The sequence below is a fragment of the Methanothrix sp. genome, assembly GCF_030055635.1.
Classification (GTDB): Archaea; Halobacteriota; Methanosarcinia; order Methanotrichales; family Methanotrichaceae; genus Methanothrix_B.
In genome coordinates this window covers 124,681-142,112 of sequence record NZ_JASFYM010000003.1, presented here as the reverse complement: position 1 = coordinate 142,112, position 17,432 = coordinate 124,681, and the positions used below count along the sequence as shown (strand labels likewise).

The 17,432-nt window shown below is 54.7% G+C and carries 11 protein-coding genes; 7 read left to right on the top strand and 4 right to left on the bottom strand.

All coding sequences use genetic code 11. The features are described 5' to 3' along the window. From QFX31_RS02420 to QFX31_RS02400, 5 genes are all read left to right on the top strand, one after another. A partial coding sequence (locus QFX31_RS02420) for an RAMP superfamily CRISPR-associated protein (RefSeq protein ID WP_348530550.1) occupies nt 1-563 on the top strand: 563 nt, incomplete at its 5' end. Between the two features lie 230 nt (nt 564-793). Continuing rightward, the gene (gene cas3, locus QFX31_RS02415) at nt 794-3,196 is read left to right on the top strand and encodes a CRISPR-associated helicase Cas3' (RefSeq protein WP_348530549.1); all 2,403 of its coding nucleotides are present in this window, start codon (nt 794-796) and stop codon (nt 3,194-3,196) included. Between the two features lie 24 nt (nt 3,197-3,220). Beyond that, a complete protein-coding gene (locus QFX31_RS02410; protein ID WP_348530548.1) occupies nt 3,221-4,927 on the top strand; it encodes a hypothetical protein in 1,707 nt (568 codons plus the stop codon). Further along, complete coding sequence (locus QFX31_RS02405; protein ID WP_348530547.1) at nt 4,924-5,913, top strand: DevR family CRISPR-associated autoregulator; 990 nt, start codon at nt 4,924-4,926, stop codon at nt 5,911-5,913. Before QFX31_RS02410 ends, QFX31_RS02405 begins: the two co-directional genes overlap by 4 nt. Next, nucleotides 5,897-6,589 (top strand): hypothetical protein, encoded by a 693-nt coding sequence (locus tag QFX31_RS02400; RefSeq protein ID WP_348530546.1) that lies wholly within the window; start codon nt 5,897-5,899, stop codon nt 6,587-6,589. Before QFX31_RS02405 ends, QFX31_RS02400 begins: the two co-directional genes overlap by 17 nt. A 186-nt stretch (nt 6,590-6,775) precedes the next feature. Here the strand turns inward: QFX31_RS02400 and cas6 are convergent, their stop codons facing one another. The 4 genes from cas6 to purB form a co-directional block, all read right to left on the bottom strand. Then, complete coding sequence (cas6, locus tag QFX31_RS02395) at nt 6,776-7,747, bottom strand: CRISPR system precrRNA processing endoribonuclease RAMP protein Cas6 (protein WP_348530545.1); 972 nt, start codon at nt 7,745-7,747, stop codon at nt 6,776-6,778. 353 nt (nt 7,748-8,100) lie between these two features. Then, a complete protein-coding gene (locus tag QFX31_RS02390; protein WP_348530544.1) occupies nt 8,101-9,051 on the bottom strand; it encodes an EF-Tu/IF-2/RF-3 family GTPase in 951 nt (316 codons plus the stop codon). Between the two features lie 210 nt (nt 9,052-9,261). Next, on the bottom strand, nt 9,262-11,955 hold the full coding sequence (locus tag QFX31_RS02385) for a DNA-directed DNA polymerase (protein WP_348530542.1): 2,694 nt from the start codon (nt 11,953-11,955) through the stop codon (nt 9,262-9,264). 460 nt (nt 11,956-12,415) lie between these two features. Beyond that, nucleotides 12,416-13,753 (bottom strand): adenylosuccinate lyase, encoded by a 1,338-nt coding sequence (gene purB, locus QFX31_RS02380; protein WP_348530541.1) that lies wholly within the window; start codon nt 13,751-13,753, stop codon nt 12,416-12,418. Nucleotides 13,754-14,143: 390 nt separating this feature from the next. On the opposite strand from purB, the gene QFX31_RS02375 reads away from it, so the two are divergent. Together QFX31_RS02375 and cooS are read left to right on the top strand one after the other, a co-directional pair. After that, nucleotides 14,144-15,226, top strand: coding sequence for a hypothetical protein (locus QFX31_RS02375; RefSeq protein WP_348530540.1), 1,083 nt, complete (start codon nt 14,144-14,146; stop codon nt 15,224-15,226). A 115-nt stretch (nt 15,227-15,341) separates the two neighbouring features. Further along, nucleotides 15,342-17,243, top strand: coding sequence for an anaerobic carbon-monoxide dehydrogenase catalytic subunit (gene cooS, locus QFX31_RS02370; protein WP_348530559.1), 1,902 nt, complete (start codon nt 15,342-15,344; stop codon nt 17,241-17,243). Nucleotides 17,244-17,432: the final 189 nt, after the last annotated feature.

Below are 17,432 nucleotides of genomic sequence, written 5' to 3'. Positions count from 1 at the left end.
CCGTGGCCGAGTTCGAGCGCCGCTACCTGAGCGCCCATGTCACCACCGCCCTGGACGCATCGACCACCTCCGCAGAGGAGGGAGGCCTGCATGAGGTGGAGTTCATCGCTCCGTACCGCCAAGATGGCAGCCGGACGCTCATCGGCGGCCTGGTCTTTCTGGATGATGATGCGAAAGCGGTTCTGGGCGATGAAGAGAACTGGCTTGCCTGGCTCGGAGATCTCCAGATCGGCGGCGAACGGCGTTACGGGTTCGGGCGACTTTGTTGCCTGGAATTCCAAACGGAGGAAAATGCTCCGGAGAGGTACAGACTCGATGGCGAGCGCCCACTGGTAAGAGTCAAGGGATCTGAGCCTGTTCTGGCCCACACGCCCGCAAATGATTTAAGAGGAAGGGGCGAGATAGAGCCTCTGGTGGGAAGACAGACTGACACCAGGAGAAGCGATGCGTTTGGATGCAGACTGAGCAGATGCAAAATCTGCTGGGTGCCGGGCACGCTGGTGGAGGATGCGGAGTGGTTCGAGATCGAGCGGGAGGGGATTTGGGGGAAGAAAACTCACTAGGGAGCTCATCAAGACCTGCTTGGTGTGCTGTCAATGGTATATTGCAAAATCACCTGTTTAAGCTGCTGTGTTGGATAAGTCATGAAAATCCGCAAGCAGAAGACGATTTCAGGAATGCATGGAGAATATACCGGAATCGATATCTCGAGACGTCATCACGGGAGGTTATCCAACACAGCAGTTTAAGCTGGTAATTCAGAGATTCAACAATATGAAGGGATTTTGAGTAGATGAGCGAAACAATAGATCAGGCATTTGCTGACATCTTCCATGTAGATGCTCCGTACGGCCGTTTCCAGACGAGACCAGCGGAGCATCTGCTGGCCGGCCGGAACGTGATCCTGCAGGCTCCAACCGGCTCAGGGAAAACCAAGGCTGCGTTATTCCCCTATCTTCTGGCACGGGAGGAGGGTTTGGATTTCCCTCGCAAGCTTATATACTGCGTGCCCATGCGGGTGCTGGCCCGGAGCTTCTGGGATGAGTTGAAAAGGGACGAGAAACACAGCAATCTCGATGTTCGCCTACAGACCGGAGAGCAGCAGGACGACCGGCGACTTGAAGGAGAGATCATCTTCGCCACTGTCGACCAGATCCTTTCAAGCTTTCTGAACATACCGTATTCTTTGAGCATGCGCCAGGGGAATATGAATGCAGGGGCGGTGATTTCCTCGTATCTTGTATTTGACGAATTCCATTTGCTCGATCCGGGTTCAACCCTGCCGACTACGTTGGAGATGCTGCGGATGCTGAAGGGTATCACGCCTTTCGTTTTGATGACAGCCACCTTCTCTAAGGAGATGCTCAACCGGCTTGCCTCTCTGCTGGATGCAGAGGTGGTCACAGTAAGCGATGAGGAACTTCAAGGGATCCCAACACAAAGGAACAAGGATCGTCGGTTTTATCGTGTAGATGCGCCACTCACTGCAGAGGCTGTTTTAAAGCATCACCGCAGCCGATCCATTGCCATATGCAACACCGTGGAGAGGGCCCAGAAACTCTTCGAGGAGCTGAGCGCTCAGGCTGATCCAGACATACAAATCGTCCTTCTTCACTCTCGATATCTCAGAGAAGACCGGCTGAGAAAAGAGGATGAAATACGAAACCAGTTCGGCAAAGCGCAGAAAAAGGATGGCAGCGTTATTCTGGTGGCCACGCAGGTTATCGAAGTTGGTCTGGACATCACCTGCGAGGTCATGCACACAGAGGTGGCCCCAGCAAGCTCGATACTCCAGCGGGCAGGCCGTTGTGCTCGCTTCATGGACGAGAGAGGGGAGGTCTATGTCTATCAGGTACCTGTGGATGAAAATGGCAAGCTGAATTACGCACCATATCTTGGCGAGCAGGAAACTCTGTCAAGAGAGACCTGGGAGGCGCTGCCATCCTTTGTCGGGGAGAACATGGATTTCACGGCTGAGCAGCGCTTGATAAACCTCGTCCACGGTGAAGCTGATAAGAAAATGCTGAACAGCCTTGAGCAAATCGAGTACTCCCATCGCAAGCAGATGGAAGATGCCATCGATCGGCAGGATGTGGGACATGCAAGACAGCTGATCCGAAATGTCGATTCGGTCACAGTGCTGGTGCACCCTGACCCGATTGAGATCGAGGATCCCTACGAGCTCGAGGGCTTCTCCATGTTCATCGGCACGCTGCAGGGAAAGATCAGGGAATGGGAGGATGCAGGCCTACCCAATGAAAGCATTCCATGGACACTCATGTACCCTCGGGAGAATCATGATGAATATACAAGCCGGTACGAATGGTTGCAGGTGGGATCCTCTCAGGAGCTGGGTTCCTCTCCCATTTATGTGGTAAATCCGATGCTGGCAAGATATGATGCAAGCGTGGGTTTCCGTTTCGCCCCCGGCGGAGAACTCCGATCAATACTCCAGAAACGACATGAGACCTGGAAAAGCAAAGAACGATGGACGGGTCATGAACGCGAGAGCTACGAAGAACACATCCGCAAGATGCTGAATGTCTATCATGGTAAACTCGAAGGCGAGATGGCCTACTCCGCGAAACGTCTGGAAAAACAGATGGGTCTGCCCGAGGGATCGCTCATGCGAGCTGTTCGTCTTGCCATAGCGCTGCATGATGTAGGCAAGATGAACAAGCAATGGCAGATTTGGGCCCATGAGTGGCAGAAGAGGATCGGCGCGCCGGTGGCGGAGAATTGCATGCTTGCCCACACAGACTACGATCCGGCTGACCCCAGCCAAAGGAGCTTGGAATCCGAGATCTCCCGTCGCCGTCCACCGCATGCTGCTGAGAGCGCAGCGGCCGTCTTCAAAATCATTCATCAGCTAGTTGGGGCGCCAGGGCAGATAGAAGCTCCCAGATTTAAGCTGATGAGATCCATCTTTACGGCAATCGCCAGACATCACTCGCCGACAGCAAACAGTTACAGAAGTTTTGATCTCCATCCCGCGGCCAGACAGACACTCGGAAGGGTTTTGGAGGGGCTTAATGCCAGCCAGGTCGTTCATTTATTGAAGATGGAAAGTAAGGATCCAAAGTCGATAGATAGTCTTCTCGTGAAGCCTAGTGATAGGCACGAGCTCCTGGCATATTTTCTTATAGTCCGAGCTATCAGATTATCAGACCAGGAGGCTGTGACCATAAGGGTGTGATAGATGTATCAGCAAACATACTATGTGAACAAGCAGACAGGCACCTCTGCTGATGTCTTCTTGGCCTACGGTCTGGCAGTGCTTCTGGAAAGCGTACTGTCTCATTTTGTGGAAGACAACCGTTGGGTCCGCATCCACGATCAAGGACCGTACTATGCGATTGAGCTCAGCCATCCGATCCAGGAGGAGTGGGTGGAGAAAGTGCCATTTCGGCCCCTGGCCCCGTATATCCGTACAGGTTCAGGGAATCCAGAGAATATAACGGGCCTGCCTGACTCCATGATCGTGGACTATCAGCAGGAGTGGGATAGGTTCCGGAATTTCATCAACATTCCCCAGGAAATGCGAGATAAAATGTCTCAAGAACAGTTATCTCAGATGGTGCCACACCCCTGGTTTTCCGTCTTCGCATGGGTGGGTGAGCGTCGGATGCAGGCTTTGGGTTCTTATAACAACCTGATCCTTCGTTGGCAAGCAGCTGCTCCCTACTTTGCAGAGAACATGCGGCACATCCTGATGCTCTTTGCGAAACCATATGAAGATACAGACAGAGTGAAAAAGCTCTGGCGCAAAAGGATGAAAGAGCTGGGTGCTGATACCACGACCGACGCTACCTGCTTACAGTTGCTCAACCCGTGCCAGGGCAAAGGACAGAATGAACCTAAAGCCACTCGCCTGAAGATGGATAACATAAAGTCGTTCTGGTTGCTCGAGTACCTAAAGGTTGTGGGAATATACCACTGCGCTGTCCCCCGCGTGGTGCAGGGCACCGACGATCGCAAGACCTACGCCCTGGCACCGGTGAATATGCGCCTGGATGTCAATAACAGAATTCTGGCTGAATTCCAGGAGGCTATGTGGAATGACACGGCAGTGAAGATGGACATACTTGCAGCGCTCCGTTACACCAGATGCTTCCTCGATTACTGCAGGGCATCAAAAGAAACAGATCTTCTGGCAGAAGTGATCGAACATGCCCCAGAGGACTTCGTGGCAGGCATGCATGTGGTTTATTACAAGAACCTAGGGCAGGCCGCCGCAGTTATGAACATCTCTTTTATCGAGCTGCCCCGCTGGATGCGGGTTGAATCGCTGGAGGATGTGAATGCTTACAGGGAGGTGATAGAGGAGCACGAAAGCATCATCAGAGATATTGATGAAAAAAGAGAATATGAAATGCTTGTCAGTTACCGTGATTTCATCTCAGGCAGGAAGTGGGATGCGTTCTTCGACTTCACCGCTGCCTACAGCCAGTTCCTGATGCTGGAAATGAGCAAGGGGAACTATTTTGTAAGACAGTTCACCACAAAAAATCTGGAGGTACTGATAATGAAAAGCAATGAGCCTTTGTCGGCCATCCTGGAGAGCCCAGGCTTCCGCAATATCGCTGATGCTATTCGACACAGCACAGTCATTCCACAGAGAAGGAAGGCAAAAAATATGGATTACCTCTACGAGATCCGCTACGGCCTAGGCCAGGAGCTCAAGCGCAAGTCGCTTTACAACGATGAGTTTATCGCTGCACTTAGCGAGTTCGTGCACAACTACAATGCTGAAAACGCAAGGGTGCTAGAGCACAAAGGGCAGCAAATGAGAAAGGACATCAGAACATCTGATTTGGAGGATATCGTCCGTCTTGTGGACAGATATGGGGCCGCTACCGTCGGCAGCCTTTTGATAGCCTTCGGCTATGCCAGAGAGCCGAAGGAAGAACAGGAGGAGCAGAAATGAGCGATCTTCAGGCTGTTTACTCACTTTCCATTTGCGGGCGGGCCATCTTGGATATGCACTCCCTGAACAACGAAGGTGGCGAGGGGAACCAGATTGCCACCCGCATGGTCAATTTGGTCTACAGGGACAGAGCCAGTGGTGAGTACAAGCTTGCCACCGTAAATGCCATCTCAGGAGACATGTTCAAGCACATCCAGGCTGAGCATCTATACCTAATGGCAAGAGGCAATCTCCCCCTATGCGCTGGATGCAAGAAGTTCAGCGCCAGTCGAATCCTGGACGACAAGGATTTCATGGATAACCTGCCAGCTAAGGACAGCGAGGTCATCGACAAACTTCTGGAACGTTGTGTTCTGGACGACATGGAGGGCAACCTGATCGCAAAGGGCGCCCGTTCGGTGCCCCGCAAATCGGTGGCTGAATTCGGATGGGTGGTTGGTGTGCCGGAATACACCACCACGGAAAGCTACTTCCACGTCAGGTACGCTGCAGAGCGCGGCGAACGCTCTGAGGAATTGCAGCAGCAGGCGATCTTCCATCGACCGGCAAGCTCTGGCATATATGCGATTGTCGCCAACTTTGAGATAGCCAGGATAGGCTTCAACGATATATCCCAGCAGTATCCAATCTCTGATGAGGAGAGGCTGAAAAGATATCTGGTCCTCATGAAGAGCATCCTTTACACATTCATAGAGCCGAATGGAGCGATGCGAGGCACGCAGAATCCGCATATCGTAGGATTTGAGGGCGTGGTGACTGTGAGCAAAAATGTGATGCCTGCTCCAGCCCTCAGCCCGCTGAACGAGAGCTACAGGAAGGAGGTGGAGCAGGTTGCTGCAGCGCTCAACGAGCTTAATCCCGGGGCGGTTGAGGTCCATCAATTCGACTCAATGAGCCAGTTTGCAGAGGTTATGAAGAACATCATCAGGAACACACAGCCATACAAGCTGGCCTTGGCAAGGGATAACCATGTGGCTCGTAGCTGAATACCAGCCAGTGACGCTCTTCTCTTTCCGTTCAGGGACGTCTACCTCATCAGGGGCGAAGACCCTCTTCTCGCCCACACCTTTTGCCATCCGGACCGCGCTTTTGGATGCAGCCATCCGAACCTGTGGTATAAGCGAGGGGCAGTCAGCATTTGACTGGATAAAGGGGCTCCGCATAGCCCTACGCCTGCCGGAACGGGTGGTGGTTACGAATCTATTTGCCAAAGTTCTGAAGCCAACCAGGAAAGACGGGAAAAAGGAGCCGGAAGAATTCATGGACCGCAGCATCGCATTCCGCGAGTATGCTTATCTAGATGGAAATTTGGCCCTAGCCTTTGAGACTACAAAAGAACGAGCAGAGGATCTGAGGTTTCTGCTGGTGCATGTGAACTACTTTGGAAAGCGTGGATCTTTCTTCCAGCTGCTCAGGGTACCAGAATTTGTAGATGCGTTGCCAGATGATTTCATGCTGATGGATGAAGTGGAATCTACCTTTGTTCTGGGCAGCATAATCCAGGTTATGGATGACTGGGGCGAAGGCATGACATTTGCCAAGGCTAACATATACTCCGATGAGAAAATCACAATGGGGAAAGACCGTATGCGAAAACCCGTGGTGCTGCCCTACCGCATGGTCCGCTCCAGCAAGAGCTTCAGCTATTATGAGAAGATTTAAGAAGATTTAGATAGCTGAGAGAGGTCGCTTCAGATAATCACCTGCAACCTGCAGCTTAAGCGAAGAGGGGAATGGCCCTCTACATGGGCCCTTATATACCCCGCAAACGGATTCTGCGAATCACGCCGTTGGTCAAGTGGGTTTACCACGTCTCTGAGTGGAATAATCGGCAATCAAAAGCCATGCTCACACCACCACCTCATACATCCCGTTCCCGAACGTGGCCATCTTTCCCACGTGGATGAGCCTGCCGAGCTCGAGGAGGGCCATGATGTCGCGGGAGAACTCGCCGGTGTATGTTATCTCGCCCCTGAAGAAGGGTGGTAGCGCGTGCATCTTTATCCTCTGCCTGTGGAAGTACCTCTTCGCTCTCATATCCTGTATGCGGGCGCCTTTTACTGTAACGGATCTGCACTCTCCCAGGAGGGACAGAACGCTCTCGTTATCGTAGAGCATCCCAGATCCGTAGAACTCGGCCAGCGCGTTTGCCCGGAAAAGCAGCCTGGATATGAGACCACGGAACGAGGGGATCGCTGTGAACTGATCGTTCTCCTTGATCTGGACGGGCGTGAGGAAGCGGATGGTGATATCTCCGCTGTGATCCGTTGATCCCCTGAGCATCTCCCGATAGCTCAGCCTTATGGTTCTGTTGAATACCCTTGTTCCCGAGAATATGCTATCCCGTTTGCCGTAGCCGATAGAGTCGACCGATTCCATGGTGAACCTGCCATATCCCCTCCGGTATCCGCGGCTCATCCCGCTCTCCCCCAGGTTCCTGAGAGCCACCAGGAAGTACGGCATGTGATCGATGCCGCGACCGATGAGCGTGAACCCGAAGCTTGCGGTGGATCCTGCTGAGTACCTGCCGGGCAGTGGGGGGTCGAAGACAAACGGCCTGGGGATGTCACGCTGCCTCCTGAGAACTCTCGCATCCCCTGGAGGACGGCTGTTGTAGAAGAAGTCATAGACGCAGACGCCTGCGAGCTGGCAATCGCTGCAGTCCCCGGGAGGGCTTGGGCCCGGGCGGGCGGCGCAAACCAGCTCTCTGAGACGCGCCCCGAATCCGCTGCGCAGCACATCCCCCGGCCAGCGGGAGAGATCCGCCTCGGACTCGAACCTTATCCTGGCCTCAAACCTGGAGAGAGCGATATCACCCATGCGGAAAAGGCTGTGGCAGTGCGGCTAAAAATGTTTTGCCTCACAGCACTGTAACAAAGACACGTCTGGGTGATTCAGAGGATTGACAGAAAATGATGGGAGTGACGCCACCGATCCCGAAAACTCAAGCATAATCCAGATCCCTGGTAACTCACGGACATGCACCTCCTGCATGCTCTGATCCGCCAGATGGCAGACCACAATGGCTGTCAGGTTGCCATCCACACAGAAGCGTCCGCTAAAACAAACGCAGCCCGTGGTCACAGAGTGGCAGGTCGTTAAAAGAACAGGAGCGCATGCAGATATTGCAGAGGGATGGAGCCAGTCCCCCTTTTAGAAACCGCATGCTGCGATCACGGCAGCTCGATCGTCCCCACTATTCTCAGCTTTCCTCCCTCCGGGTATGTCATGAGCGCCCTGTCCCCCGGCAGGTGCACGAGAGGCTTGTCCAGGGAGAGGGTCAGATCAGGTCTCCGCGGGTCGCCTGAGGCGGATTCAATCCTCGCAGGCACATACTGCATCCAGTGCCCCAGGTGAAGCACCATCCCCTCTCTCAGTGGGGACTGCCAGTACCTCACCAGCTTCGCTCCGGAGCTGAGGCAGGTGGAGGTTTTCACAGCATCGTTTGTTGTCAGAACCGTTCCCCGGTCGAGCTCCGCGACCTCTATGCCCTTCAGCGCAAGACCTGCGCGCTCCCCCGCGCTCGCGCTCTCGAAATCCTCGTCGTGCTTCTGTATCGATCTCACCTGAGCGTTCTTATCACCGGGCAGAACCCTGAGGAGATCGTGCTTTCTTATGGTCCCCTCTGCAACATTCCCCAGGACAACGGTCCCGACTCCCCGAACGTTGAAGAAGTGATCCACAGGGAGCGTTCCAGAGGCCTTTTCCTCATGCACCACAGCATCTGCATCCTCAAGAAGACGCTCGCGTATCTCTATGGGATTGTCCTCGATCACAGCATATCTCTCGACCGCAGTTGATCTGAGAAGGGGCGCGATCTGCTCCTCCGATATGTAGTTTTTGAGAACGATATGACCATCACGAATGCCCATGCAGTCCAGGGCGAGGACAGCTTCCCCGAAGAGCTGGTCTATCTTCTCCACTATGAGGATTGCCCTCCGAGCCATTGACAGAGCATAGAAGAGCGGCGCCAGTCGCTCCGGATACCTGGTGGGCTCGACGAAGGTCACAGTTGTCTCGCCCCTCTTGAGGTTGTAAAACGTTATATCGCTGGCTGTGCCCCTCTTGCCCAGATCCTTCGAGAACTCTGCTTTACCGAGCACCGCCACATTGAGGTTTGGCATGGGCTGAATGAATCCCAGAGCGGAGTTATAGGCCTTGCGGTTGCTACTGGCTGCCACGCGCAGGGCAGCACGGTTCCGGACAACCATTGATGGGATGTTTTGAATCAATCCCAAAACTCCACCGCATCACGGTAACCCCTGGAGCCCTGAAGCCTCCAAACAATGGCATGCTTCCGGTGCGAAACGCGGGATCTATATTGTTTTGCACTGCTAAAAGTCCAGAAGGGATCGCTGCTTTTGTGCCTTCTGATCGAAATGCAGGAGGCTTTTCTGCGATCTGCACTGCAGCAGGCTCTCTCTGCCCACATCAAACGGCATGAAGAGCCTGAGGACAGGTGGAAGGAGCTGCTTCTCAATGTAGTATTCTGTGTCCACAGGAAGGTTGTTCTCCACAGCGTACTCCGGATCTTCAGCTCTGTCGACGAATAGAGTCTTTTTGCCGCCCTTGACTATTATGAACGCGACCCTGTCGCCCACCGCGGGCACCCTTCCGCCGCGCCTCCTCATCTTCTCTACCAGCTGGATATGAGGCTGCTTGTTTTTGTATGAGGATGCGTCCTTTGTGAAGCGTCTTGTGAGCACCAGATCATCCAGTAGCTCCCTGTCCCGTCTGATATCCATATCCCTGAGCCTCTGGATCACGTCTCTGACATGCTGAACAGCATCATCCACGCGGCCCTCCTTCAGGATCAGCTCCAGGCACCTCCTCAGAGTCTTGGATGTGAGGTCGCACCAGTCCCGCCGGACGGTCTCCATGCCCCTGACCTTTATCCTGTCCCTCCAGACGCTCTCGCTTCCTTCAACGGAGTCGGAGGGCTTCGACGGAGTCGATGCTCTCTCGAAGAGCCAGAGGGCATACCTTTTCTTCGCCAGAAATATCGCACGCCTGGCGAATGCCTCGAACACGAGCTCCATCGGCTCCGGGAGCTTCGATGTTATCGTCTCCGCGATCTTTCTTCCTATCAGCTCCGCCTCCTCAGGGGAGATGCCCTGATCGGAGGATATCCTGACAAAGACGCTGTCCGTATCCCCGTAGACAACGGAGAGATCGTAGCGCCTCGCATCTGGATTGAGCCCGGCCACGCTAGATGGCTTCGATGCGGTGGAAGATGTGGCGGAAATCTCCCAGGGAAGCAGAGCTTTCCCATCAACAATGTAAACGGAGCCGATCTCCTCGATCATCTCCTTTGTCCTTATTATGTTGTGCCTTCCGAAGCTGGTAACAGCGTTGGCAAGAACCAGGCTGTAAAGCCTCGCCCTGGCATATCCGGAGTATCCGTAGAAGCTGTTCAGCAGGATCTTGAGCGCGTACTGCTTTGCATCGAGAAACGCGCGCTCCGCCTCACCTGCGCTCTTCATGAGCCTCTTCGTCTCAGTCCTCTTCTCCAGCAGCTCCTTCAGTATCTCGGGCACAATCCCCCTGCAGACGGATGGGGCTGCGAAATCCCCACCTGATGGGGATTTAACAACCTCCGGCGGCCTCTCCTTTGTGACCACTGTTGAGTAGCAGAGGTTGTGGGCCATCATTATCGTTGGATAGAGCGATTTGTAATCGAGTATGAGCACGTTCTCCACAAGCCCCTTCACCGGAGTGAGGACCGCCCCGCCCTTCAGCTCATCCGCATCCATGAACCGCTCGTCCGACTCCTCCGAGTCCGGCTTCGGCGGAAGAACCCTTCCATGCGAGCGGAACCTTCTGAGCAGGAGGCTCTCCACCATGCCGCTCTGGCCGCCGTTGACTATATCCTGGAGCAGCGAACCGCTCGCCCTCGCCAGAGCCATGTATTTATCCATCAGCCTCAGGCGGAGGAGGAGCTGCATGACAAGCACCGCATCCCGCCTGGAGTAGCTTATGAGATCCGGGAGCCCATCGCCCTCTAGCCAGATCGACTCCATCCTGGCAGGGTTCACATCTCGCTTCTCCTCCCCGATCAGCTCCATGGCAGCACTCCTCAGGGTGTACTGCTTCAGGCTGAACGAAGATCTGATGATCGGAAGCAGGTCCACAACGACCCGGCCTGTCACAGCGACATTTTTGCTCCCACCTATGCTCTTTATGAGCCACGTGCTTCCATCGCGACCCACATCCATCTCTATTCCCAGCCTGGACGCCCGCTCTCTGAGATATGGAATATCAAACTCATTCGAGTTGTAGCCCGCCAGGATATCAGGATCATAGTCATCGATCACGGACACGAACCTGGAGATGAGGGCTTTCTCATCAGCACAGCCCTCGACATCAGGCCTCTCGCAGCTGATCTCCTTTCCCACCAGAACGAGATCACTCAGCCCACGGTACGGCGGGTGGAACGCCATGCTTATCAGTATCACAGGGGAGCTCTCAGGCCTGGGCATCTCCCCGTTCTGCGGGAGGCATTCGATATCGAAGGCCATGAACCTCAGGGGCGCTGTGCTCTCCAGATCCTCCGGCGCCAGTTTATCCATAGGCAAATCAACGATAAACCGGCGCCTGTCGCGCATCTCGCATCTCTCCGCATCCGGCACTCCGACCCACGCCATACCGCCGAGGCCAGTATCTATGAGAAATCTGTTCTTGAACAGGATGTCGGTCTCGTAGACTGCCTTCACAGACGGGATCTCCCTCACCCGGTCCCTCAGCTCTCTCACAGATTTCGGATCTATTGCGGTTATCCTCAGCATCTCTGATGGCTTGGACTGGTATCCGATGGGCTCGTATCGCTCGACGATCTCCACATCGAGGCCCATGGATCTGACAGCCTCCGCCGCATGTGTGATATCATGAGCACTTGCGTAGAAATACGGCCTGAATCCCGACACACGGCAGATGACGCTATCCCCGCCATCGCTGACGCCAAACAGCTGCACGACAGGATGCCCATTTCTGTCGTAGACGTAGTTTGCATCCAGGATCTGGAAGCGCATCACGCACAAGATAAACTGGATCGGTTATAAAGTATTCGAAATGCACCACGCCTGCTGATACATCCCGTGGCAGCATCGAACAAGCTGCATGTGACCTTTAGGGATACCTGAAGTGCTGTGGGTCTTGTGCTTGTATCCTTGAGTTCAGATGCATGCGATTCTGTGGATGGAATTGTGCAGTGGCCCCTGACTGATAAGCTGTTGGACCCACGACCAGGCCAGAAAACTGAGCTGGAGAGAAGAGAGGTTTTGCATAAAATTATTCAAAATATTTACGATGTTTGACCTAACGAGGATGCGCTGGTGGTATTCGGATGCGATCCCCTGACACGACCGAAATATTTATATTCGACAATTGCCTTAATTTGTTTGGGCAAAAGCCGGACGCGTTCCCACCTCCGACACCCGCCTTTTGCCTCCTATCTTCCCAATCTTCTCAAATGCCGTAGCACTTTGGCACTCATCCGCAGTATGGCCTCAGCTTCCTCTCGAGCCGCTCGACCTGCTCAACAGCCGTGCCTGTGTACCTGTGGGGATCGAGCAGCTCTCTGAGCTCACCCTCGCGAATGTACTTCGTGACAGTCCCATCCTCCAGGAGGACATCGAGGAGCTCCCGCCCCTCCTCGAACGCTCTCATAGAGGCGTTCCTCAGTATCTCGTGGGATGTCTGCCTGCCAGCGCCCCTCTTCGCCAGCTCAACCATGATGGCCTCAGCCATGTTCAGACCCTTGAGCAGTGCGAGGTTTCTTTCAACGTTCTCCTTCCGTATCCTGAGCCCTCTGAGAATCCTGATGGTGAGATTGATGATGTGATCTGTGAGCACGAAGGCCTCCGGGAATATCACGCGCTCGCAGCTCGAATTCGTGAGATCCCTCTCGTCCCAGAGAGGTATGTTCGCAAACGCCGGCTCAACCTGTGCTCTTATCACCCTCGCGAGCCCGCAGACCTGCTCCGATCTTATCGGATTCCTCTTGTGCGGCATTGTGCTTGACCCGACCTGCCTCCTGCCGAAGCTCTCCTCCACCTCCCCGATCTCTGTTCTCTGAAGCGTTCTTATCTCCACGCATATCTTGTCGAGAGTCGATGCGATGAGGGCCAGGAGACAGATGACCTCCGCGTGGCGATCTCTCTGGACTACCTGGTTGGAGACATCGACCTCGTTGAGCCCCAGGATCTCCATGACCCTGCGCTGTATGGTCATGCCGTGAGGCCCGAACGCTGCCTGCGTCCCGACAGCGCCACTGATCTTCCCGACCGCAGCCCTGGGCCGTATCTCCCTGAGCCTTTCAATGTGGCGGGCGATCTCTGAGGCCCATATTGCAAACCTCAGCCCATATGTGGTTGGAACAGCCATCTGGCCGTGTGTTCTACCAGCGCATACGAGATTCTTGTTTTCCAGGGCCATGTCCAGGAGGACCCTGAGCAGCTCCCTTAGCTTCGACTCGATGATCTCCAGGGATGCTTTCAGCTGCAAACCTGTGGCTGTGTCGAGAATGTCGTTCGATGTCGCGCCGAGGTGTATCCACTCCCCATGGTCGCAGACCTCCGCCATCGCCAGGACCACTGCCATCATGTCATGCCCGATCTCGGCCTCGATCTCCTTTGCCCGCTGGGGCGATGCGATCTCTGCTGCCCTCGCTATCGCATCTGCAGCGCCCTTCGGGATTAGACCGACCTCCTCCTCGGCCCTGGCAAGGGCCGCCTCCACCCTGAAGAGCATCCTGATCCTGTAATCCTCCTCCCAGATCGCCTTCATCTCTGGTGTTCCGTACCTGTAATCTATCGGATGTATCGGCATGCTTCTGCAGGTGAATGTGCTATGTTAAAGGAGTTTGCGGAGGTCATGATCACAGTACCTACTCGAGTACGGGGTAGCGGAAACTCCGGTCTTCGGTCAGGGATATTGACGAAGCAGAGGATGGCGAAAATGCGCTCCTTACAGATCGTCAACTACTCCGGCCTGAAGACCGGAGCTTGTAACTGACGGATATGCACCGCTACAATAGGCTGGTTGACAGCAGCCCTAGATGCGATATTGATCGCAGTGATGAGAAGCGTCATCGGTGCGTCATCGTTATTTGTCGAAATATGATGTGATCGAGACCATCACAATGGCGCAAACGGATCAATAACTCTGTCTAGGATGAGCCAACTTTTATATTTCATCAGCTCGCAATATTATTTGCAGTTGCGCTATCTGCTGTGCAGCACGTGGCGCATCGATCCGCTGCAGGCCACGGAGGATACACCTATGATGAAAAACCTTGCCGCATGGGATGTACGTGAGGAGGATTTTCCGTCACATGGAAGCATGTACGATAAGCTCAGGTTTGTCCTGAGGTATGCAGTTCTTGCACCATCAGGACCGAACACACAGCCGTGGAGGTTCTCGATCAGGGATAACAGCATATCCGTCTTATTCGACAGATCCAGAACGCTACCTGCTGTCGATCCTACGCACAGGACCGCATACATAAGTTTGGGCTGTGCGGTGGCCAACATCCTCATCGCTGCAGAGCACTTCAATCTTGGTTACAGAATCGCATGCTTCCCAGATGGCATGGACGCGGACCGCATCGCTCTAATAAGCTTTTCAGAGGGCATCGCTGAGAGGAGGTTCCCCGATCTGTTCAGGCAGATAACAGAGAGACACACAAATCGAAGCAGGTTTGAGGACAGGGAGATCGAGCCTGAGAAGCTGAAGAGGATGGAAGAGCTCGTGGGAAATGACGGCTTCAGGCTGGACATAATGACAGATCCTGATGGAAAGAACAGGATGGCAGAGATACTCGCGCGCGCCCACAAGATACAGCTCGGGAACAAGGAGTTCAGAAAGGAGCTCGCGTCCTGGATAAGATCCAACACCTCGGATGCTTACGACGGACTTCCAGGATATGCGTTTGGCTATTCCGATTTTGAGTCATACCTCGGCAGGTTCATCTTCGGAACATTCGACACATCCTGGTCCAGGGCCAGAAAGGAGTCAGCTCTTATGAGGGAGGCTCCAGCTGTTGGAGTCCTATCATCCGACTCGGAGGACAGGCTCACATGGGTCAGGCTGGGCGTCACCTTCGAGAAGCTATTCCTTCTGGCCACTGAGATGGACGTGCGCTTCGATCTCTTCAGCCAGCCGATAGCAATAGATGAGCTCAGGGGAGAGATGGCGGAGTATCTCGGCGTCAGGTATCCACAGCTCCTGATACGCATGGGATACGCCCCGCCGACCAGGCACACTCCAAGGCGCCCGGTGGAGATGGTGCTCGTGGAATAAAATGCTGTGAGGTCTGTGGTTCTGCAGAGGGCCTAAAACTGTACCAAGGGGATTGCGGAACTCCCGCAATCCTGACGGTGTGGCTGAACAATGCAATGTGTATGGGATGAGGTATATGGAGCCTGAGAGGATATCGTATCATGAATCTGTTCGGAGGATGTACGAGCAGATAAGGAAAGATGGCATGAGCAACCTCTGGGACCGCTATGAGTCCCAGGGGATGGGAGGGGATCCTGACAGGAGATGCCCCTACTGCATGGCGGGCACACGCTGCGATCTCTGCTCAAACGGTCCATGCAGGGCAGATGCAGCGAAGGACAAACGAGGTGTCTGCGGGATATCGGCGGATGGCATGGCGATGCGCATGATGCTTCTGAGAAACGTGATGGGAGCATCGACATACCATTACCATGCGGAGCAGACCATAAGAACGCTCAGGTCAACAGCTCTCGGTAGGACTCCGTTCAGGATCGTCGAGCAGGAAAAGCTCAGACATCTTGCATCCATGCTCGATATCGATACATCCGGATCTCCAGAGGATATCGCTCTCAGGCTCTGTGATGCAGTTGAGGAGGACTTCAGCAGGAGCTACTATCAGGAGAGTCTGATTGTTGATAGGTTCGCGCCTGCTGAGCGAAAGGAGCTGTGGCGGGCTCTGGGCATATTTCCTGGAGGCATCCACGGCGAGATACTTCTGGCCACAAGCTCATGCCTCACAAACGTCGATGGGAGCTACGAGAGCCTGGCGATGAAGGCGATGCGCCTCTCGATAGCCATGGCGTATCAGAGCCAGCTGATACTGGAACACTGCCAGGACGTGCTCTTCGGTATTCCGAGGCCTCACAGGATGATGGTCGACCTCGGAGTCCTGGATCCGGATTACGTTAACGTCATAGTCAACGGTCACGAGCCGTTCATGGGCTTCGCGATGATAATGCTCGCCAGGCGGCCTGAGTGGCAGGAGAGGGCGAGAAGCGCGGGCGCAAGGGGTCTGAGGGTAATAGCTAGCATCGAGACCGGCCAGGAGATAATCCAGCGTTGGTCCGTGGATGGGGTGCTCGGTGGTTTTACCGGAAATTGGATCTCCCAGGAGCCGATGATGGCCACCGGCTCCATAGACCTCATGGCATGCGATATGAACTGCTCGCTTCCTCTCGATCCAGAGTATGCGAGGAGATACGGCTTCAGGCTGGTTCCGGTCAGCGAGCTTGTCGCATTTGAGGGTATTGAGGAGAGGCTGGACTATGTCCCTGAGCAGGTGGAGCATCAGGCCGCGAAGCTCCTGGAGATGGCGATATCTAACTTCCCATCGCGGAGAGCGAGGCAGAAGGATGTGCGGGATATGCCCATCGGAGAGGCGACTGTTGGCTTCTCCACGGAGAGCATTATGGAACTGCTCGGAGGCAGCCTCGATTCGCTTCTGGATGCGCTGAGGTCCGGGCAGATCAGAGGCGTTGTGGGCCTGGTCTCATGCACCACGCTCAGGGATTCAGGTCAGGATGTGCACAGCGTCGCGCTTGCAAGGGAGCTCATAAAGAGAGATGTTCTGATCCTCTCGATGGGCTGCGGAAATGCGGCCATGCAGCTCGCAGGTCTCTGTCGAAAAGAGGCTGCATCTCTTGCAGGCAGCGGTCTTGGAGGAATCTGCAGCTCTCTGGGTATCCCGCCCGTGCTGAGCTACGGAACATGCACAGACGTCGGCAGGCTCTCCGGGCTTCTCAGGAGCGTCTCGGAGGCGCTCGGCGTACCTGTCAAGGATCTCCCTGTGGCTGCGGCAGCGCCTGAGTACATGGAGCAGAAGGCCACAATCGATGCGATCTTCGCCCTCGCGTTTGGCCTCTACACATACGTGAACCCCGTGCCGACAATCACCGGCGCTCCAAGGCTCCTGGATCTGCTCCTCAGAGGCTGCAGGGATATCACAGGCGGCGTGATATCCGTGGAGAGGGATCCTGTGAGGGCAGCGGATCTGATCCTGGGGCACATAGAGGAGAAGCGACGAGCGCTGGGGATCTGATTGTGATGGCATCATGATCCGGCACCAGCTTCTATGTTGGGCGATCAAGGTTCTGAATACATATAAGCGTTCGGATGTCTGGATCGCTGCGTCTTCTGATCCGGGATGAGCGGCCGGATACATCTGCGCATCGGGATGACAGCATGCATCAGACGGAAAGGCTGATCTGCTGGCCGGCAGGATGGAAGT